Source organism: Campylobacter concisus, from assembly GCF_002912425.1.
Lineage (GTDB): Bacteria > Campylobacterota > Campylobacteria > Campylobacterales > Campylobacteraceae > Campylobacter_A > Campylobacter_A concisus_AH.
Genome location: NZ_POYR01000142.1, coordinates 22,645 through 43,797, shown reverse-complemented (window position 1 = coordinate 43,797; position 21,153 = coordinate 22,645). Strand labels below are relative to the sequence as shown.

The window sequence follows — 21,153 nt, the reverse complement described above, 5'->3', positions numbered from 1 at the left end:
GATAAGCATGAAAATAGCAGTAATCGGAACCGGATATGTTGGACTAGTGAGTGGTGCATGTTTTGCTAAGATGGGCAACAGCGTGATCTGCGTCGATGTTGATAGCAAAAAGATCGAAGCGCTAAAAAATGGCGTCGTGCCTATATATGAGCCAGGGCTTGCTGATATCGTGAGTGAGTGCTATAAAAATGGCTCGCTTAAATTTAGCACGCAGATAACTGAGGCGCTAGAGCATGCAGATGTGCTATTTATCGCAGTTGGCACACCTATGGGCGCTGATGGACAGGCGGATTTAAAATATGTGCTTTCAGTTGCCAAGTCAATCGGAGAAAATTTAAGCAAACCGCTAATCGTAGTCGATAAATCAACCGTTCCAGTGGGCACTGGAGCTAAGGTGCATGAGGTGATCGAGGCTGAGCTTAAAAAGAGAAATGTAGAGGTTAAATTTGAAGTCGTCTCAAATCCAGAGTTTTTAAAAGAGGGCGCGGCTGTTGAGGACTTTTTAAAGCCAGATCGCGTAGTTATCGGAGCTAGCAGCGAGTGGGGCTTTAGCGTGATGAGAGAGCTTTACGAGCCATTTATGAAAAATCACGATAGGCTCATTTGCATGGACGTAAAATCAGCCGAGATGACAAAATACGCTGCAAATTCGATGTTAGCAACCAAAATAAGCTTTATAAACGAGATAGCAAATATCTGCGAACGCGTGGGCGCTGATGTAAATTTAGTAAGAAAAGGCATCGGCAGCGACTCAAGGATCGGATATAGCTTTATCTATCCAGGCTGCGGATATGGCGGTAGCTGCTTTCCAAAGGACGTCGAGGCACTCATCTACACAGCTAGACAAAATGGCTTTGAACCAGAGCTTTTAAACGCGGTCGAGTCAAGAAATAAGGCTCAAAAAAGAGTGCTTTTTGATAAAATTTATAACTTCTTTGGCGGCGATCTAAAGGGCAAAACAATCGCACTTTGGGGACTTGCGTTTAAGCCAAATACCGATGATATGAGAGAGGCTAGCTCGCTAACTTTGATAAAGCTTTTAGACGAGGCTGGCGCAAAAGTAGTCGCTTACGATCCAAAAGCGAGCGAAGAAGCTAAAAAATATATGCCAAATTTAGATGTGAAATATGCTAAAAATAAATATGACGCTCTTAATGGCGCCGATGCTATGGTGCTTGTGACAGAGTGGAGCGAGTTTAGATCGCCTGATTTTATGGAGATCAAAGAGAGGCTAAAAAATGCCGTCATATTTGACGGACGCAACCAGTATAACGCTAAAATTTTAGCCGAGCATGGATTTAAGTATTTTCAGATAGGCGTCAAAGCGTGAAGCAAATTTTATCTCTCATAGCTTGTTTGCTACCTTTTGTGCTTTTTGCTAGCGATGAGGCAGGCAAAAGTGAAGCAAAGACGCAAGAACAGGTTTTTGAGTTGCCCGTCTCAAAGATACCGAATGATTATTTTAAATATGAAGCTTCATTTTTTAAAGAGGTGCAAACGGATTGCGAATTTGCTATGCTAGAGGGCGGAGGCTTAGATAAAAAAGAGGATAAAAGCGGGGTTTATTATGAATTTAGCGCAGATGATGAACCGCTTAAGCCTTGCAATGGCAAAAATAAAAAGAGGCAAATTTATTATGAATTTACTCAAATTTTGCCTGGCATTAGCCCCATTAAGATCGTAACCCCACAAGGCGTGGGCGCAGAGATAAGAATTTATGAACGTGTAGAAATAATAAAACCAAAAATTTTAAAAAGGAAAGAGAAATGAAAATAGCAGTAGTAGGACTTGGATATGTGGGACTTCCACTAGCAGCAGCTTTTAGTGAAAAGTACGAAGTAGTCGGCTTTGACGTAAATGCAAAACGTATAGAAGAGCTTAAAAGTGGCTATGACAGAACGCTTGAGCTTAGCAACGAGCAGATGAAAAAAGCGATCGATAATGGCATGAAATTTAGCCTAAATTTAGATGACATCAGAAGTTGCAACTTCTTCATCGTAACCGTCCCAACTCCGATAGATAAGAACAAACGCCCTGATCTAACCCCAGTGGTAAAAGCGACTGAGAGCGTGGCAAAAGTGCTTAAAAAAGGCGACATCGTTGTCTATGAAAGCACCGTTTATCCAGGCGTTACAGAAGAAATTTGCGTGCCACTTCTTGAAAAAAGTGGGCTTAAATTTAACAAAGACTTCTTCTGCGGCTACTCTCCAGAGCGCATAAACCCAGGCGATAAAGAGCACACTGTTACAAAGATCAAAAAGATCACAAGTGGCTCAACTCCAGAGATCGCAGACAAGGTCGATGAAATTTACCGCTCTATCATCACAGCTGGCACTCACAAAGCTTCAAGCATCAAAGTGGCAGAGGCCGCAAAGGTCATCGAAAACACTCAGCGCGACATCAACATCGCCTTTATAAACGAGCTTGCGATGCTGTTTGAAAAGCTTCACATCAACACCATAGACGTGCTTGAGGCCGCGGGTACTAAGTGGAATTTCTTAAATTTCCGCCCAGGTCTAGTCGGCGGTCACTGCATCGGCGTAGATCCATACTATCTAACTCACAAAGCTCAAGAGGTAGGCTACAACCCTGAAATGATCCTAGCAGGTCGCCGAATCAACGATGATATGGGCAGATATGCAGCCGATCAAGTGATAAAACTAATGATAAGAAAAGGTGTACTTATCAACAAAGCGCGCGTGCTTGTTCTTGGTATGACATTTAAAGAAAACTGCCCAGATATAAGAAATTCTCGCGTTATAGACGTGGTTGATGAGCTAAAAGACTTTGGCTGCAAGGTCGATGTGACTGATCCTTGGGCTGATAGCGCTGAGGTAAAACATGAGTACGGCTTTGATCTAGTAAAAGAGTATAACCTAGACGACTACGACTGCATCGTGATCGCCGTAGCTCACAATGAATTTAAAAAGCTCAACCTAAAAGGCCACTTGGTTTATGATATAAAAAATATCTACCCAGAGGCTGACGCTAGGCTGTAAGGAATTTAGTGCACAAAGTAAGCGTAAATTGTAAAATTTTACTTATCTTTCTGGCTGCTTATCTGTTTGGATTTGCGGCTAGGATGCTTTGGGTATTGTGGGCAAAGGATATGCCAGAGTTTTACTTCAATGGCGAATTTATGCTTACTACAAATGACGCATACTATTATGCAGAGGGCGCTAGAGATATGCTGGCTGGCTTTCATCAGCAAAATGACTTTAGCCCCTTTAATCACCCAATCTCAACCATAGTTTTTTATATTTGCAAAATTTTACCTTTCAAGATAGAAAGCGTGATGTTTTATATGAGCGCGCTCTTAGCACCACTTATCACGCTTCCAGTCGTCTTGATATCAAATGAGTTTAAAGCCCTAAAAGCTGGAGCTGTGGCGGCATTTATGAGCGTTATCTTGCCAGGCTATCTTGTAAGAACGTCGCTTGGTTACTTTGATAGCGATATGTTAAATGTCACATTTGCGCTTTTTATCATCTATCTTTTGATCAGACTTTTAAATGCAAATGAACAAAAATTTATCGTTTTGCCTGGAGTTTTTGTATCGCTTTATCTTTGGTGGTATCAAAGCTCTTATGCTCTTATTTTAAGCATCATTTTTGTCTTTTTTCTCTACACGCTTGCTTTTATGCGAAGCAGGATAGAAAACTACCAAACGATATTTTTTATGTTTATAAGCATCGTTGGCTTCAATATTTTTTCAAAAGATCCACTCATCGCAAATAAAATTTTGATTTTAAATCTAGCGGTTATTGCTTCATTTTACGCCATTTTTTGCAAATATAAAAAACTACTTTCACCCAAAATTTTAAGCATTTTTCTAGCTATTATGCTAGCTATTTTTATCTATTTTGGTGGTTTTGATCTTATCATCTCAAAGATTGGCAGTTACATTTTAAAAAGCAGTTCAGAGGTTGCAAGTAAATTTCACTTTATAAGCGAATACACGCTAATTGATGAGGTAAAAAGCGCTAGCCCTTTATACTTTGTCTATTTCATGGCTGGAAATATCCTTATTTTGCTAGCGGCAGTGATTGGATATCTGGCGCTTTGCTTTAAATTTCGCCCATTTTTACTTAGCTTGCCACTGCTTGGACTTGGCGCTTTATCGCTATTTGGTGGAGTTAGATTTGCTATGTATATAACGCCGCTTGTTGCACTTGGGTTTGGGTATTTTTTACACTTTTTTTTAAATTTATTTGACCTTAGAAATTCTCTTAAAAATTTATCCTTTTTTATCTTTGCAGCTGCTGCGCTTGATCCAAATTTAGAGATCGCCTACTCTTATAGACCTCATACTTTGATCACGCACGATGAGGCAATGGCACTTGATCAGTTAAAAAAAGCTGCTAAGCGCGATGACTACGTGCTTTCATGGTGGGATTATGGATATGCGATAAGGTACTTTGCTGATGTTAAGACGCTAAATGATCCTGGCAGGCAAGGTGGCGAGAACAGCTATTTTGTTAGCCTTGCATCAAGAAAAGATGAGGCATTTTCGGCCAAGCTAGCTAGAGTAGTGAGCGAGTATAGCGACATCTCGCTTGATAAAAATACTAGACTTGCTGAAGAGATTTTAAAAGAACACAACACAAGTGATCTAAACCTCTTTTTAAGCCAGCTTGAAAGTGCAAATTTTACTCTGCCAGCGGCAAAAAAAGAGGTTTTTTACTATCTTGTGCCAGACATGATAGATATCGCTCCAAACATCTTTAGATATAGCTATATCGATGTTATGAGCGGTGAGCGGCCAAAAGAGGAGTTTTTTTACTACATTAGCCCTATAAATAGCGTTAGCGAGGCAGGCATAGACCTTGGAAATGGCTATGTCTTACCGCTAAAAGAGCCAAAATTTATCACACAAAACGGCGAAAAAGTAGCCGTAAAGTCCTTTTATAAGATAAAAGGCTCTGGCAAAGAGCTACAAATAGACGAGAAAACTATCGACGAAAAGGCGAAAATTTCTGTTTTATTTTTAGAGGACTATGCACGCGTGGTTTTAGTTGATGAAAATGCCTTAAATTCGGCCCTTGTGCAGCTTTTTATATTTGAGCGAGCAGATGAGCGATACTTTGAGCCATTTGTCATCTCAAGTGGCGTAAAAATTTACAGGTTAAAAGTCTAATGCTAATCAATCTAATAAGCTCGATCGTCGTTTTTGTCGTGTCAATGGGCATAAATTTCTTTCTTACGCCATTTATCTTAAAAAGCCTTGGCAATGAGGCATTTGGCTTTGTAGGACTTAGCAACGCCATCGTTAGCTATGCAGCAGTCGTAAGTGTAGCCATAAACTCGGTTAGCGGGCGCTTTGTCGCTCATGCGTGGCACAAAAAAGACCTAAGCCTTGCAAACACCTACTACTCATCAGTGCTTGTTGTAAATATCTTCTTTTGCGCCGTTGTCGTGGTGCTTAGCTCTGTTTTCATACTAAATTTGCAAAGCTTTTTAAATGTCCCTGAAAATTTACTCTTTGACGTGAGAATGACCCTTGTTTTTTACTTTATAAATTTCTGCGTTGGGCTATTTAACGGCGTTTTGACGGTTTGTGCGTTTGTGACAAACAAGCTCTATCTACTCTCCATCAGAAACGCCATCTCAAGCGCAATCCTAGCAGCTCTCATCGTGGCGCTCTTTTTCTTTTTTAAGCCATTTATCTCATATATCGCCATTTCAGCGCTAGTTGCTAGTCTTTTTGTCTTTTTTAGCACCATTTTTATGTCAGCTCGCATCACGCCAGAGTTAAAATTTAGCCTTAGTAAATTTGACTTTTCTAAGATCAAAGAGCTTCTAAGCTCTGGCATTTGGAATAGCTTTAATGCGCTAAATCGCATACTTTTAACAGGCATGGACCTATTTATCTGCAACATTTTTGTAAATGCAAACGCCACTGGCCTTCTTTCAGTCGCCAAGGCCGCTCCTATCATACTGGAGAGCTTTGTGGCGCAGCTTAGCGGTATCTTTGCACCAAAATTTGTCGAGCTTTACTCTAAAAATTTGATCACGGACCTCATAAAAGAGGCTAAATTTTCGATGAAGGTGATCGCCTTTGTGATGAGCGCTCCGGCGGCATTTTTCGTCGTTTTTGGGCTTGATTTTTATACGCTTTGGCTGCCGTTTAAAAGTGCTGATGAGGTCAAATTTATCTACAATGTCTCGATGATCACGCTTGTGCCGATCGTCTTTATAAGCTTTGTTTTTTCGCTTTTTAACCTTGATAGCGCGACAAACAAGCTTCGCCGCCCAGCCATTGCCAACACTATCCTTGGCGTTAGCACGATCATAGCGCAGATCGCACTGCTTAAATTTAGTGACTACGGCGTTTATGGCATCGTCATCGTCGCAGCCATTTTTTATAGCATAAGAATTCTTGGCTTTGACCTTATAAATGCTGCTTTAAATTTAGAGGTGAAGCTCACCACGTTTTACGGAGTTTATTTTAAAAATTTAGCCGTTTTTGCGCTCTGCGTGCTTGCGATGTTTGCCTGCAAGGACTTTGTGAGCTTAGATAGCTGGCTAAAATTTGCTATCTTTGCTGCGATCTACGCTGGCGCAGCTTATATTTTGGGATATTTTTTGTTTTTTAATGCCTTCGAGCAAGGCATAGTTTGGCGTAAAATTTTAAAAAAATTTAAAAGGTCTTAAATGAATGAAATTTATCTGATCTCTTTGGCAAAAGATACCAAAAGGCGCGAGCTTTTACAGCAAAAATTTAGCTCTTATGATAGCTTTAATCTAATAGACGCAGTTGATGGCAGGGAGCTAAATGCGAGAGAGTATTACAAGATCATCTCGCCATCATTTAAAGCTTACGGTAAGGTTCTAAGCCCAGCAGAGGTTGGCTGTTCGCTCTCACACGTAAAAGCCTACGAGGCGTTTTTGGCGAGTGAAGCTAAATTTGCCCTCATCTTTGAAGATGACGTGATAGGGGGTGACCTAGCGATAAAAGAGGCCTTTTTGGCAGCTAGCAAGATGCCTGAAAACAGCGTGCTGATATGTGGCATGCAAGATGGGCTAGAAGGCAGGTTTAGCGCCTTTGGCAAAAAGGTGGATACTAGCCTAAGTAAGCCGCTTTGGCAGGTTTCAAAGCACTCATTTTCGAGCATTTATAGAGCAGGGGCTTATGTGCTAACTAAAAAAAGCGCTAAAAATTTGCTTGAAATTCACAAAAATGCGCTTTGTACGACCGATGTTTGGGAGTATTTGCTAGGCGTTAATGGCATGCAGATGTATTTTTGCGACCTTTTTGCACACCCAACTGATCTAAGCGGCTCAAACATCGAGGGCGAGCGCCTTGAGAGGGGATACAGTGCAAATTTAAAGGCCTATATAAAAACAATTAAATTTATACTTTTCTCACGCCTTGAAAAGCTTCAAGGTTATGAGAGAATTTTTAAAAGGGGCTAAATGAGTGAGCCATTAATAAGCATCGTAACTGCGACTTACAAGCGTCCAGAGCTTTTGCAAAAGGCCATAAAAAGCGCTCTAGCTCAAAGCTATAAAAACCTAGAGATAGTTGTAACTGACGACGGCGATGACGAGAGTGCAAGCGAAATTTGCAAGAGTTTTAACGACGCAAGGATCAAATTTGTAAAAAACACCACTCACAAAAAAAGCCCAAATGGCAACAAAAATAACGGCTTTGATAACGCAACAGGCGAGTTTGTCTGCTTGCTTGACGATGACGATGAGCTTTTGCCAGATGCTATAAAAGAGTGTTATGAAATTTTAAAAAGTGGCGAGTATTCGTGCGTTTTTGCAGACGCTATCTGCGAAAAAGATGGCATGATGACCGAGGTCGTGGCTGGTAGAAGCCCATATAGCAAGAGTGGGGCGATGAGCAAGGTTGATTATCACTGCGGGCGGATAAATGGCGAGTATTTTAAACTTTTTTCGCGTGAATTTATAGACGGCTTTAGATTTGATGAGAGCAGTTTTGGTGGCGAAAATGAGCTTTACATCCGCTTTTTTGAAAAAAATGTCTTCTATATTAAAAAGCCACTTTACATCTACCGCATCGCAAGAAGCGATAGTGCGACGCTAAATGCTGGCAAACACGCGTTAAACGTCGCAAACGCCTATATAAAAACAGCAAATTTGCATTACGATATCGCTATAAAAAATGAGCCAAAATTTCTAGCTATGCAGTATAAAAACGCCGCTTACTACGCCAAAATAGCAGGCGAATATGGGCTGATGCTAAGCTGTATTTTTAAAAGTTTAAGCATTAAATTTAGTAAAGAAGCGCTTATCTTCTTACTGCTTAGCCCGCTTCCAAGCGGGCTTTTACCAGCACTTTCAAAGTTTAGAGTAAAGATAAAACAAAGGTTTGGCGTATGAAGGTTTTATTTGTCACATCAACGCTTAGAAGTGGCGGTGCAGAGCGAGTTTGCGCGGTGATCGCATCAAGATTTAGCATGGATCACGAGGTAAGCCTTGTTAAATTTGACAAGGACGAGCCATTTTACGAGCTGGCAAGTGGCGTGAAGCTCATAAATTTAGGCGTTGGGGCTGACGAGCTTGGCTTGGTTGGAAATTTAAAAAAGAGAGTTTCAAAGGTGCTTGCCTTAAGAGCGCTCATAAGAGAGGGCAAATTTGACGCTGTGATATCATTTTTAGACGCCGTAAATACCTTGGTGCTCTTTAGCTCAGCTGGACTAAAAACGCCTATAATCATAAGTGAGCACACAAACTACCTTGCGCCAAAAAGAGCCATTTTTAAGGTGCTAAGACGCCTTAGCTATCCATTTGCAAACGCACTTAGTGTCTTAAGCGACGAGGATCTTGGCTATTACTCGAAATTTTGCAAAAATGTGATGAAAATTTACAACCCACTCTTTGAAGAGGTGCGAAGCGAGAGCTTTGATAAAGAAAATTTAATCATCTTTGTTGGCAGGCTAAATAAGATAAAAAACTGCGAAATGTTTATAAGAGTGGCTGCAAATTTAAAGCAAAGTGGCTATAAATTTGCTGTCGCTGGAGATGGCGGCGAGAGGCTGAATTTAGAAAATTTAGCTAAAAATTTGGGTGTAGAGGTGGAGTTTTTAGGCAATGTAAGCGACATCGCCTCGCTTTATAAAATAGCAAAGGTGCTGCTTTCTTGCTCAAATTTCGAGGGTCTTGGAAACACATTGATAGAGGCGATAAACTATGACTGCGTGCGGGTTGCGACAAAAACTAGCGGGGCAAAAGAGCTTATAAAAGATGGCTTTGATGGCTTGCTTTGCGAGATAAATGATGCTGGGCAGATGAGCGAAAAGCTTGCAAAAATGCTGCAAGATGAGGCAAAAATGGGCGAATTTGCTAAAAATGCAAGAGCTAGGCTTGATGAGTTTAGCGTGGAGCAAATTTATAAAAAATGGCTGGAGCTTTTAAGACTTGGAGGTGTGAAGTGAAAATTCTTTTTGTCATCGCCGCGCTTAGAAACGGCGGAGCTGAGCGCGTACTAAATGTACTTGCAAATGAGCTTTGCAAAGACAATGAGATCACTATCGCCCTGCTTGAAGAGGACCTTGGACTTTATAAATTTAATGAAAAAATAAAGATCATAAACCTTAACGTCACTGGCTCTGGGCTGGCTTTGAAATTTAAAAAAATACTCGCCCTTAGAGCGCTTTTTAAGGAGCAAAGGGCTGATCTCATAATGAGCTTTATCGACTGGACAAATGTCGCTTGTGTGCTGGCAAATTTGGGGCTAAAGAGCAAACTAATAGCAACAGAGCACCACGAGCATAGCTACCTAAAAAGCAAAATCGCAAGTGCTATGCGTGACTTTTCGTATAAATTTGTAGATGGCCTAAGCGTGCTAAGTAAAAGCGACTACGACTACTATAAATTTGCCAAAAATCGCGAGGTCATCCACAACCCACTTTTTATCGACGTGCCTGAAATTTGCGAGAAGCAAAACGTCATCTTAAGCGTGGCAAGGCTGGAGGCGGTAAAGGGCTATGATATCTATTTTGAGGCGCTTAGCAAGGTAGATAAGAGCTTGCTTGATGGCTGGGAGATAAAGATCGCAGGCAGTGGCAGGCAGGAGGCCGAGCTAAAGCAAATGGCGTCAAATTTAGGGCTTAACGTCAAATTTCTAGGTCATATGAGTGATGTTACGAGCCTTTACAGCGAGGCAAAAATTTTCACTCTTAGCTCACGAAGCGAGGGGCTTTCAAATGTGCTAATCGAATCAGGTGCTTTTGGTTGCGCTAGGCTAAGTAGCGACACTGTGGGTGCAAGAGAGCTTATAAATGACGGCATGGACGGGCTTATCTTTAAAAATGGCGACAGCAATGATCTAAAAGAGAAGCTTGAGATGCTTTTAAAAGATGAAAATTTAAGGCAAAAACTAGCAAAAAATGCCAGCGAAAGTGCAAATTTATTTAGCAAAGAAAATATCATCAAGCAGTGGCGAGAATTTATAAAAAAGGTTGTTAGCAAGTGAAGAAATTAGTCGTTTTTTTATACTCGATGGGACCTGGTGGGGCTGAGCGAAATGTGGCAAATTTGCTCCCTTTTTTGGTCAAACGTTATGAAGTTCATCTCATCTTAATGAGCAAGGTCATCGCCTACGAGATCCCAAGCGAGGTGCAAATCCACTTTATAGAAAATAGCGATCCTTACGAGAGCGGGCTAAAGAAGCTTGCAAGGCTCTTTTTAGCGATGCCAATGCTTGCCTTTAAATATAAAAATCTTTGTCAAAGCTTAAACATCGACACGCAGTTTGTGCTGATGAACCGCCCATGCTACATCGCTGGGGTTGCTAGGATTTTAGGGCTAAAGGCTAGGCTGGTTATCAGCGAGCGAAGCTGTCCGTCGATCCTATATAAAGACGATCTAAGCGGGCGAGTTAATAAATTTTTACTCACTCATCTTTATAAAAAGGCTGATCTAATCCTCGCAAATGCAGCTGGCAACAAAGAGGATCTGGTGCGAAATTTTGGCATGAGCGAGGCAAAAACAAAGGTGCTTTATAACGCCCTTGATCTAAAAACTATAAATTTGCTAAAAGATGAGCCACTTGAGGATGGCTTTAAGCCATTTTTCATAAACATCGGCCGCCTTGATAGCGGTAAAAATCAAGCCATGCTAATAAAAATAATCGCCTCCATTAGCGACCCTCGTGCCACGCTTGGCATCCTTGGCAAAGGGCCTTTAAAAGATGAGCTGCAAAATTTGATAGACAAATTTGGCGTGGGTGATCGAGTAAAGCTTCTTGGCACTGATAAAAACCCTTTTAGGCATATAAAAAACGCCTCTTGCTTGCTTTGTGCCTCGCGTTTTGAGGGCTTTTCAAATGTCTTGCTTGAGGCACTAGCGTGCGAAAAAACTATCATCTCAACCGAGCACAAGAGCGGCGCAAAGGAGCTTTTGGGCGAGAGCGAGTTTGGCATTTTAGTGCCTGTTGATGACGAAAATGCGATGAAAGAGGCGATGATAAAGGTGCTTAACGAGCGTGAAATAAGGCAAAATTTTGAAAATGTTGCGTATAATCGGGCTAAATTTTTTGATAGTGAAAATATAGCGAGCGAGCTTATAAATTTTTTGGAAAATCCTAATGAATAGAAATTTGTTTTTTAAAAATTACTCTTTATACCTTATGATATTTGTCGCAGTCCTCTTTGGCATGGTTTGCAGGCTTTATTGGGTCTTTTGGGCGAGCGAGTATCCGGTATTTTTCTGGAACAACGAGCTGATGATCAGCACAAACGACGGCTACGCATTTGCCGAGGGCGCAAGGGATATGCTGGCTGGCTTTCACCAAGAAAACGACCTTAGCTACTACGGCTATCCACTCTCGACACTTACTTACTGGATCGTGAAATTTCTGGGCGTCAAGCTCGAGACGGCGATGATTTATATGAGCGTATTTTTCTCATCGCTTGTGGCTGTGCCTGTTATCTTGATCGCAAATGAATACAAAGCAAAAATGGCTGGCTTTATCGCTGCACTTCTTGCAGTGATTGCAAATAGCTACTACAACCGCACGATGGCTGGTTACTACGACACTGACATGCTCATCATCACTCTTAGCGTCTTTGTCGTTTGGGGGCTTGTTAGAGTGCTTGAGAAAAAGGACGCAAAGAGCCTGATAATAGCACCATTAAGCGTGCTTATCTATATGTGGTGGTATATGAGCGCCTTTTCGCTTATTAGCATTTTAACTGGACTATTTTTACTCTACACGCTCATTTTTGATAGGAAAAATCCACTTTTTTACCTTGAAATTTCTCTGCTTTTACTTGCTATCTCAAACCTTGATCTAACTCTTAAATTTATCGCTGTTATCGCTATTTACGCACTTTGCCTGTTTAAAAAAGAGGTGATAAATTTAAAAATTACTCTTGGCATTTTGGCGATTATCTTTGTCGTTTTTGTTATCCGTGGCGGGCTAAATCCGATAATCTTTCAACTTAAATTTTACGTCTTTAGAGATGCGCCTGAAGTTGGTGGTATGAGCTTTCATTTTTTTAATGTCAATCAAACTATCCAAGAGTCAAGCGTCGTTGATTTTACGCTATTTTGCGAGAGGATCAGCGCAAATGTCATCACATTTTTGATCTCGCTTGTTGGTGTTGCTCTTTTTTGCTACAAACACCGCTCATTTGCCGTATCGCTTGGTATGCTGGCACTTGGCTTTTTAGCCTTTAAAAGCGGCCTTAGATTTACCATTTATGCTGTGCCTATCATGGCGCTTGGCTTTGGCTATTTGGTGGAGTTTATACTTGCAAATTTAAAGCTAAAAGAGGCTGTTTTAAATCTCATAAGAGCGTTCATAGCGGCTCTTGTGCTTACTCCAGCGCTCATTCACATCTATGGCTATAAGGCTGAGCCAGTCTTTGTAAATAAAGAGGTTGAAATTTTAAATAAGCTAAAAAGCATCGCAGGACGCGAAGACTACGTGGTTGCGTGGTGGGACTATGGATATCCGATTAGATATTACAGCGATGTTAAGACGCTAATTGACGGCGGAAAGCACCTTGGGCGTGAAAATTTTGCCGTGAGTTTTGCGCTCGGGAGCGATGAGATGAGCTCGGCAAATATGGCAAGGCTTGATGTTGAGTATACGGAGCGAAATTTCAAAGAGCACTTTAATGGCAACTTAGCTCAAATTTTAAAAGATAGAAATTTAAGCATTGATCAGTTTTTTAGAGAGATAAAAGAGGCAAATTTTAGCCTGCCAGCAAAGAGCAGAGAGATATATTATTACCTGCCAGATAGGATGCTTAGCATCTTTCCGACCATTTTGCAGTTTAGTAAGATCGATCTAAAAAGCGGTAAAAATTTAAACAACGGACTTTTTGTCACCACAAGAGCGATATCGCAAAGCGAAAAGGGCATTAGGCTAAGTGGTGGATTTACTCTAACAAGCGATGTCACAAGTTTGATCTATGATGGCAAGGTCTTACCGCTAAGATCTTTCATAGAGACTGATTACAACGAGGCTGGCAAGCTAAATGTAAAAGAGTATAAAAATAACGAAATGTCAAATATCTCTGTCATTTATATGAGGGATTATGGCAGATTCATCATCCTTGATGAGAGTATTTTAAATAGCGCCTACATCCAGCTTTTCGTGCTTGAAAGATATGATCCTAAGGTCTTTGAGCCAGTCATACTTGATGGGGCAGCAAAAGTTTATAGGCTAAAGAGGTAGAGATGGCAAGGATAGGATTTTTAAGCCATGCTGATATGAGCATACACTTTTTTAGACGCCCTATAATGCAGGCTTTAAAAGATATGGGGCATGAGGTTTTTGCTATCGCTCCAAAAGGAAATTTCACTAATGAGCTTGCTAAAAGCTTTCACACCGTCACCTACGAGCTTGATAAGGCGAGCCTAAATCCGCTAACCGTGATAAATAACTCTAAAAAATTATCTCAAATTTTAGGTGAGCTAAATTTAGACTTGCTGCAAACTGGCGCTCACAAGTCAAATGTCTTTGGCACATTTGCTGCTAAAAACGCTGGCATAAAACACGTGATAAATTTGGTTGAAGGTCTTGGCAGCTTTTATATCGATGATGATATTAAGACAAAGGCCGTGCGTTTTGTCATGGAGAGCCTTTATAAGCTCTCTTTTGCAAAAGCTGATGCTTGTATCTTCGTAAATGACGCAGATCCAGACTATCTGATCTCAAGAAATTTGATAGATAAAAGCAAAGTGTACCGCATAAAAAGTGTCGGCGTGGATACTGCTAAATTTGACCCAGCTATCACGCAGGCAGCTGATCTTGGCGATAAAAAGGTGGTTCTCATGATCGCCAGAGCCATGTGGCATAAGGGTGTTCGTGAATTTTGCGAGGCAGCAGAAATTTTAAATGGCTATAAAAACTGTGAATTTGTCTTTGTGGGCGAAGGCTTTGCTGGTAATAAATCAACCGCAGACGAGAGCTTTTTAAAAGGTGGCAAGGTGCGATATCTTGGCGCTAGAAACGACATACCACAGCTTTTAAAGGCTTCTTACTTGCTGGCTTTGCCAAGCTACAAAGAGGGCTTTCCAAGAACGGTTTTAGAGGCGATGAGCATGGCTAAAGCAGTCGTTGCAAGTGACGTGACAGGCTGTAATGAGGCAGTAAAGGACGGCTACAACGGGCTTTTATGCAAGGTAAAAGACGCAAGTGATCTTGCTAGTAAGATAAAAATTTTGCTTGATGACGAAGCACTTTGCGCTAAGCTTGGAGCAAATGGCAGAGACTGGGCAGTTAGTGAGTTTGACGAGAAGCAAATCGCAAAAAGATATATAGAAATTTATAGGAAATTTATAGATGTATAGAAATTTTTTAAAGAGGGTGATTGATATTTTGGGAGCTTTGTTTTTGCTCATTTTAACATCGCCTATCATAATAGCAACGGCGATATTTATCTATTTTAAGGTAAGCCGCGACGTCATTTTTACGCAGGCAAGGCCAGGGCTTAATGAGAAAATTTTTAAAATTTATAAATTTAAGACGATGAGTGATGAGCGTGACGCAAATGGCGAGCTCTTGCCAGATGAGCAGCGTCTTGGTAAATTTGGCAAACTTATCCGCTCACTTAGCCTCGATGAGCTGCCACAGCTTTTTAACGTGCTAAAAGGCGATATGAGTTTTATCGGACCAAGGCCGCTTTTGGTCGAGTACCTACCCATCTATAACGAAACACAAAAGCACCGCCACGATGTGCGCCCTGGTATCACGGGGCTAGCGCAGGTAAATGGCAGAAACGCCATAAGCTGGGAGAAAAAATTTGAATACGACGTCTATTACGCTAAAAATTTAAGCTTTATGCTTGATGTAAAGATCGCCTTGCAGACCATCGAAAAGGTGCTAAAACGAAGTGGTGTCAGTAAAGAGGGGCAGGCGACGACGGAGAAATTTAATGGCAAAAACTAAGAAAATTTACATCTACGGAGCTAGTGGGCATGGGCTTGTGATCGCTGACATCGCTAGAGATAATGGCTATGATGAGATAGCTTTTTTAGACGATGCTAGTGAGTTTAAATTTAGCCCAGAGCTTGAAAAAGCTGACATCATAATAGCCATAGGCGATAATAAAACAAGGCAAAAGATCAGCCAAAAGGTGGAGGATGTTGGCTTTGAGATAGTAAATTTGATCCATAAAAGCGCGGTCGTGAGTGAAAGTGCCGTGATAGAAAAAGGCGTGGTCGTCATGCCAAATGCCGTGATAAATGCAAAAGCTTGCATAAAAGAGGGCGCTATCATAAACTCTGGCGCGGTGATAGAGCATGAGTGCGTGATAGGCAAATTTGCTCATATCAGCCCAAATGCAGCCCTTGCTGGAAACGTTAGCGTGGGCGAATTTACGCACGTTGGCATTGGCTCAAGCGTCATTCAAGGCATAAGTATCGGTAAAAACTGCGTCATTGGCGCTGGAAGCGTGGTTGTACGAGATATAAAAGATGCCATAAAGGCGTATGGCGTGCCAGCGTGCGAGCGCGCTAAGATATAAATTTAAAAATAAGTGCTAAAATCGCCAAAAAATCACGAAAGGTATGAAAATGGATAGGGTTTTTTTATCTCCACCAAATATGAGTGGAAAAGAGCAGGAATATATAAAAAAAGTTTTTGAAAGCAACTACATAGCGCCACTTGGCGAATATGTCAATAAATTTGAAGATAGCATAAAAGCTTACACTGGTGCCAAAGATGCGCTTGCACTATGCGCTGGAACTGCGGCACTTCACCTAGCACTGCGCGTCCTTGGCGTAAAAGAGGGCGATCTTGTGCTAGCTTCTAGCTTTACTTTTATGGCTTCAGTCTCGCCGATACTTTATGAAAAGGCAACTCCAGTCTTCATCGACTGCGACGAGAGCTGGAATTTAAGCCCAGAGCTACTTAAAAAAGCGATCTCAAATTTACCTAAAAAGCCAAAAGCGTTAGTCGTCACTCATCTTTATGGACAAGCTTCAAAGATGAAAGAAATTTGTGAAATTTGCCAAAACGAGGGCATCGCCTTGGTTGAAGATGCAGCTGAAGCGCTTGGTGGATTTTACGGCGGCAAGGCACTTGGCACATTTGGCGTGATGGGCGGATATAGCTTCAATGGCAACAAGATCATCACTACTTCAGGTGGCGGCATGCTAGTTGGAGATAGCGAATTTGTTGAAAAAGCTAGATTTTACAGCACGCAAGCAAGAGAGCCTTTGCTTCACTATGAACACAAGGACTACGGCTATAACTACCGCTTAAGCAACGTCCTAGGAGCTATTGGCGTGGCTCAGATGGAAGTTTTAGAAAAAAGAGTTGAACAAAAGAGAAAAGTTTTTGAAATTTATGAAAAAGAGCTTGGCGACATTTTAGAATTTATGCCAGAGCTACCAAATTCTCGTGGAAACAGATGGCTCACAACCGGTGTTTTTGCTAAAAAAGATGCACATTTAAAAGTTATAAAAGCACTAGCTGATGAAAACATCGAGAGCCGCCCACTTTGGAAGCCTATGCACTTGCAGCCTGTCTTTAAAGGTGCGTTAAGCTTTGTAGATGGGTATAGTGAAGATCTATTTTCAAGAGGAATTTGCTTGCCAAGTGGCAGCGATATGAGCGAGCAGACACAAGAAAGAGTGATAAAAATAGTCAAGGAAAATGCGTAAATGTTTCATGCAACGAAGTTAAAAAGGCTCGTATTTTTCCTTCTTGGTGATGTTTTTATATTTGTTTTTTCGATATATGCGGCATATCTTTTAAGATTTAACGCCGACATCCCAGATATCTACGTGCAAGGGCTTTTTGTAACGGCTGGATTTTTGATCGTATTTAAGCTCTTTTTTATGTGGATGTTTAAAATTTACAAGGTGCCGTGGAGATTTTTTGGCTTAAATGAAGCTCGTAAAATTTTCCTAGCTCACGTTTGCGCAGCGATCTTATTTACGATCGTATTTTTCATCATACAAGATTTTTTAAATCCTTACCCAAGAAGCGTCATCTTTATCGATCTTCTCATCTCATGCCTACTTATCGGGCTTTTGAGAATTTCAAAGCGTATGGTGCTTGACTTTTCAAACAGACCCCACAAAGGCGAGCCTTGTATCGTTATAGGTGCGACCTCAAAGGCGCTTCACGTCTTGCGCGGCTTAAAGCAGGGCTATCTTGACTACTACGCAGTTGGCGTGGTAGATGGCAGAAGCGATCTTGTTGGCACATATTGTGATGGATTTTTAGTTCAAGATAAAAAAGATATACCAAGCCTTATAAAAGACTACGACGCAAAGACTGCTATCATCGCACTAGCGCTTGATCAAGACGAGCTTCAAGCTTTAGTTGATGAGCTAACTGGATATGGCATAAGAGATATGAAGCTCTTTTCGCTTATCGAGAATGAGCCGATCAAAGATATCTCGATCGAAGATTTGCTCGCTAGAAAGCCAAAAGACCTTAATCCAGAAGCCATTTCAAATTTCTTAAAAGATAAAAAAGTGCTTGTCACTGGAGCTGGCGGTAGTATAGGAAGCGAAATTTGTAAGCAGTGCTTGAAATACGGCGTAAGCGAGCTTATAATGGTCGAGCACAGCGAGTTTAACCTTTATAAAATAGGCGAAGATACAAGAGATAAAAGAACTGTTAGTAAGCTTGTAAATATCACAAATTTAAAAGACTTTGAAGAGGTTTTTGAAGAATTTAGACCAGAGATCGTTATCCACGCTGCAGCCTACAAACACGTGCCGCTTTGCGAGCTAAATCCTCGCTCAGCAGTTGAAAATAACATCCTTGGCACAAAAAATGCAGTCGATCTTTCTAAAAAATATGGTGCTAAGAAATTTGTCATGATCTCTTCAGACAAGGCTGTGCGCCCAACAAATATAATGGGTACAACTAAGCGTGTTTGCGAGCTTTACGCACTAAATTCAAACGAAGCAGGTGTCTGCGAGATAGTTTGCGTGCGCTTTGGTAACGTCCTTGGTTCAAGTGGCTCAGTCATACCTAAATTTAAGGCGCAGATCGCTGCAAATAAGCCACTAAGCGTCACTCACCCAGAGATCACAAGGTATTTTATGCTTACGTCTGAAGCGTGCCAGCTAGTCCTTCAAGCAGCATCTATCGCAAAAGGTGGCGAGCTCTTCGTGCTTGATATGGGCGAGCCTGTTAAGATCGTCGATCTTGCTAAAAAGATGCTTCTGCTTTCAAATAAAGAGCATTTAGGTATCGAATTTGTAGGGCTTAGACCTGGCGAGAAGCTTTATGAGGAGCTGCTTATCAACAAAGATGACGTTCAAACTAAGTATGAGTCAATCTTTGTGACACATTCGCAGCCTTATGATCTGACCCTTTTAAATTCACAGATAAATGGGCTTTTGCAGCTTGAAGATGACGAGGTAGCACCTGCTCTTAAGGTGATCGTGCCAGAGTTTAATCATGCATTAAATTTAAAAGGCTAGTTTTGGTTATAAAAGATATTAAGAGATTTAGTGACACGAGATACAAGGCAAGGGCGTATATCTGCTATTTATTTAGTAGAAATTTACCAAACAGACTGCCTGGAGTGTGCTTAGAAAACATAAAAGCTGGCTTTGATAAGATCAGCCACGAGATAGAAAATTTTGACGCACTATATATTTTAGACGAAAATGGCATACAGATCGAAGACTCGATCAGCCTAAATGAAAAGTATAAAATCCCAAAAGGCGAAAACCGCGCAAATAAAGCCTACTACTACACTGCTGTGCGCGAGAAAAGGTGCATTTTAAGTGATCCATATCCATCAAGTCTAAATGGAGGTTTATGCGTCACAGCAAGCGTGCCTATCTATAATGAAAAAAATGAGCTTAAATTTATTGCCTGCATCGACATAAGCCTAGAAAATATCCTAAATATGGTCGATAGCGGCTTTGTCGAGGAGCATTTTGGTAGATTTTTAAAGACAGTCTATGCACTCTTTTGCGCATCGCTTTTTATGATCTGCGCATTTTTATTTTGGCACGGCGTAAAGAGCTTTATCTCAAAGAGTATCGAGCATATAAATGTCGAAGAAATTTTTGAATCAACCATTATTTTAACGCTAGCTCTTGCCATTTTTGACCTTGTTAAGACGATATTTGAAGAAGAGGTTTTAGGTAAAAATCACGAGGAAAATAGCGTTATTTATAAGACGATGGTTAGATTTATCGGCTCTATTATCATCGCACTTGCCATCGAAGCTCTCATGCTAGTATTTAAATTTGCTATCACCGCACCTGAAAATATCATAAACGCTATCTATCTAATAGGCGGCGTGGCGATGCTGATGGCGGCACTTAGCTTTTATCTCTTTAGCGTAAAAAGACAAGAGAACAGATGATCGCTATTATTGACTACGGTGCTGGCAACATCAAAAGCGTGATAAATGCTTTTAAATTTCTTGGGTATGAGTGCGTTTTAGTAAGTGAGCCTGATAGTTTAAAAGAGTACTCACATATCGTTTTACCAGGCGTTGGAGCTTTTGGTGAGGCAATGAAAAAGCTCAAATTTAACGGCGTGGACGAGGCGATAAAAGAGGCTGTAAAAAGTGGAAAAGCCTTTATGGGAATTTGTCTTGGCATGCAGCTTTTGTTTGAAAAAAGCTTTGAATTTGGCGAGCACGAGGGGCTTTCTCTTTTGCCAGGAGAGGTTGTTAAATTTGATGAAGCTAAATTTGATAAGCCACTAAAGATCCCACACGTTGGCTGGAACACACTTAGCTTTAAACAAAATGGCCCTTTAAATTTAGGGCTAAAAGAGCTTGGGTATTTATATTTTGTGCATAGCTACCACGTGGTTTGCGATGATAAATTTGCGCTTGCAAAGACGGGCTATGGCTATGAATTTACAAGCGCGGTGCAGCATGAAAATCTCTTTGGCTTTCAGCCTCATCCAGAAAAAAGTCACGAGGTTGGGCTTAAAATTTTAGAAAATTTTGCGAGGTTGTGATGGAAATTTTCCCAGCGATAGATCTAAAAGAGGGGCAGGCGGTTAGGCTTAGTAAAGGGCTCATGCAAAGCGCTAAAATTTATAGCAGTGAGCCAAGTGAGCTTGCTAAGAGGTTTGAAGATTACGGCGCAAAATGGCTGCATGTGGTTGATCTTGACGGAGCATTTGCAGGGGAAACTATAAATTTTAACACGATAGAAAAGATAGTAAAAGCTACAAATTTAAATGTGCAAGTGGGTGGCGGCATAAGAGATGAAGAGCGCATAAAGCGCTATTTAGATCTTGGAGCTAGCAGGGTGATCCTTGGCTCAGTTGCTCTAAAAGATCCAGAATTTACAGCAAAAATGGCTGGAATTTACAGGGTCGTAGTTGGCATAGATGCCAAAGATGGCTATGTGGCAGTGCAAGGCTGGGGCGAGGTTTCAAGTATAAAAGCGGTCGATCTTGCAAAAAAATTTGCAGATGTGGGTGTAGAAGCTGTGATTTGCACCGATATTAACAAAGATGGAATGCTTGGCGGAGTTAATGTTGATTTTAGCTTGCAAATAGCTAGAAGCAGCAAGCTTGAGACCATAGCAAGTGGCGGTGTGAGCGATATGAACGACATTTTAGCACTTAAAGAGACAAATGAGATAGCTGGTGTGATCGTTGGTAAAGCTTACTATGAGGGACGACTTGATTTAAAAGATGCTTTCAAACAAGTTGGCTAGCGTTAAAGCTTTTATAAATTTTAATTAGCTAGAATAGGGCAATTTTTACTAAAAGGATATTAT

At 41.0% G+C, this 21,153-nt stretch carries 19 protein-coding genes; all 19 read left to right on the top strand.

The window, feature by feature from the left end:
- Positions 1-7: 7 nt before the first annotated feature.
- From CYP84_RS08055 to hisA, 19 genes are read left to right on the top strand one after another with little or no spacing between them, the layout of a single operon-like run.
- The gene (locus CYP84_RS08055; protein WP_103637202.1) at positions 8-1,330 is read left to right on the top strand and encodes a UDP-glucose dehydrogenase family protein; all 1,323 of its coding nucleotides are present in this window, start codon (positions 8-10) and stop codon (positions 1,328-1,330) included.
- A complete protein-coding gene (locus CYP84_RS08050) occupies positions 1,327-1,770 on the top strand; it encodes an ecotin (protein WP_103637201.1) in 444 nt (147 codons plus the stop codon). Before CYP84_RS08055 ends, CYP84_RS08050 begins: the two co-directional genes overlap by 4 nt.
- Positions 1,767-2,999: a nucleotide sugar dehydrogenase gene (locus CYP84_RS08045; RefSeq protein ID WP_002939912.1), complete on the top strand. Its 1,233-nt coding sequence runs from the start codon at positions 1,767-1,769 to the stop codon at positions 2,997-2,999. Before CYP84_RS08050 ends, CYP84_RS08045 begins: the two co-directional genes overlap by 4 nt.
- 8 nt (positions 3,000-3,007) lie before the next feature.
- Positions 3,008-5,137, top strand: coding sequence for an STT3 domain-containing protein (locus tag CYP84_RS08040; RefSeq protein WP_103637200.1), 2,130 nt, complete (start codon positions 3,008-3,010; stop codon positions 5,135-5,137).
- Positions 5,137-6,654, top strand: coding sequence for an MATE family efflux transporter (locus CYP84_RS08035; protein ID WP_103637199.1), 1,518 nt, complete (start codon positions 5,137-5,139; stop codon positions 6,652-6,654). The genes CYP84_RS08040 and CYP84_RS08035 overlap by 1 nt, the downstream gene beginning before the upstream one ends.
- On the top strand, positions 6,655-7,416 hold the full coding sequence (locus CYP84_RS08030; RefSeq protein ID WP_103637198.1) for a glycosyltransferase family 25 protein: 762 nt from the start codon (positions 6,655-6,657) through the stop codon (positions 7,414-7,416).
- On the top strand, positions 7,417-8,349 hold the full coding sequence (locus CYP84_RS08025; protein WP_103637197.1) for a glycosyltransferase family 2 protein: 933 nt from the start codon (positions 7,417-7,419) through the stop codon (positions 8,347-8,349).
- Positions 8,346-9,404 (top strand): glycosyltransferase, encoded by a 1,059-nt coding sequence (locus CYP84_RS08020; protein WP_103637196.1) that lies wholly within the window; start codon positions 8,346-8,348, stop codon positions 9,402-9,404. Before CYP84_RS08025 ends, CYP84_RS08020 begins: the two co-directional genes overlap by 4 nt.
- A complete protein-coding gene (locus tag CYP84_RS08015; protein ID WP_103637195.1) occupies positions 9,401-10,444 on the top strand; it encodes a glycosyltransferase in 1,044 nt (347 codons plus the stop codon). Before CYP84_RS08020 ends, CYP84_RS08015 begins: the two co-directional genes overlap by 4 nt.
- The gene (gene pglJ, locus CYP84_RS08010; RefSeq protein ID WP_103637194.1) at positions 10,441-11,565 is read left to right on the top strand and encodes an N-acetylgalactosamine-N,N'-diacetylbacillosaminyl-diphospho-undecaprenol 4-alpha-N-acetylgalactosaminyltransferase; all 1,125 of its coding nucleotides are present in this window, start codon (positions 10,441-10,443) and stop codon (positions 11,563-11,565) included. The genes CYP84_RS08015 and pglJ overlap by 4 nt, the downstream gene beginning before the upstream one ends.
- Positions 11,558-13,657: an STT3 domain-containing protein gene (locus CYP84_RS08005; RefSeq protein WP_103637193.1), complete on the top strand. Its 2,100-nt coding sequence runs from the start codon at positions 11,558-11,560 to the stop codon at positions 13,655-13,657. Before pglJ ends, CYP84_RS08005 begins: the two co-directional genes overlap by 8 nt.
- A 2-nt stretch (positions 13,658-13,659) precedes the next feature.
- Entirely contained in the window at positions 13,660-14,775 is a 1,116-nt protein-coding gene (pglA, locus tag CYP84_RS08000) for a N,N'-diacetylbacillosaminyl-diphospho-undecaprenol alpha-1,3-N-acetylgalactosaminyltransferase (RefSeq protein WP_103637192.1), read from the top strand.
- Positions 14,768-15,373: an undecaprenyl phosphate N,N'-diacetylbacillosamine 1-phosphate transferase gene (gene pglC / locus CYP84_RS07995; RefSeq protein WP_021088589.1), complete on the top strand. Its 606-nt coding sequence runs from the start codon at positions 14,768-14,770 to the stop codon at positions 15,371-15,373. The genes pglA and pglC overlap by 8 nt, the downstream gene beginning before the upstream one ends.
- Positions 15,360-15,950 carry a UDP-N-acetylbacillosamine N-acetyltransferase gene (pglD, locus tag CYP84_RS07990; protein WP_103637191.1) on the top strand — a complete coding sequence of 197 codons (591 nt, stop codon included), beginning with the start codon at positions 15,360-15,362 and terminating at the stop codon, positions 15,948-15,950. The genes pglC and pglD overlap by 14 nt, the downstream gene beginning before the upstream one ends.
- A 49-nt stretch (positions 15,951-15,999) precedes the next feature.
- Entirely contained in the window at positions 16,000-17,091 is a 1,092-nt protein-coding gene (gene pglE / locus CYP84_RS07985) for a UDP-N-acetylbacillosamine transaminase (protein ID WP_103606851.1), read from the top strand.
- Positions 17,092-18,873, top strand: coding sequence for a UDP-N-acetylglucosamine 4,6-dehydratase (configuration-retaining) (pglF, locus tag CYP84_RS07980; protein ID WP_012140180.1), 1,782 nt, complete (start codon positions 17,092-17,094; stop codon positions 18,871-18,873).
- 2 nt (positions 18,874-18,875) lie between these two features.
- The gene (locus CYP84_RS07975) at positions 18,876-19,772 is read left to right on the top strand and encodes a PDC sensor domain-containing protein (RefSeq protein ID WP_103637190.1); all 897 of its coding nucleotides are present in this window, start codon (positions 18,876-18,878) and stop codon (positions 19,770-19,772) included.
- Positions 19,769-20,380, top strand: coding sequence for an imidazole glycerol phosphate synthase subunit HisH (gene hisH / locus CYP84_RS07970; protein WP_103637189.1), 612 nt, complete (start codon positions 19,769-19,771; stop codon positions 20,378-20,380). Before CYP84_RS07975 ends, hisH begins: the two co-directional genes overlap by 4 nt.
- Entirely contained in the window at positions 20,380-21,090 is a 711-nt protein-coding gene (gene hisA, locus CYP84_RS07965; protein ID WP_103637188.1) for a 1-(5-phosphoribosyl)-5-[(5-phosphoribosylamino)methylideneamino]imidazole-4-carboxamide isomerase, read from the top strand. Before hisH ends, hisA begins: the two co-directional genes overlap by 1 nt.
- The last annotated feature ends 63 nt before the right edge of the window (positions 21,091-21,153 follow it).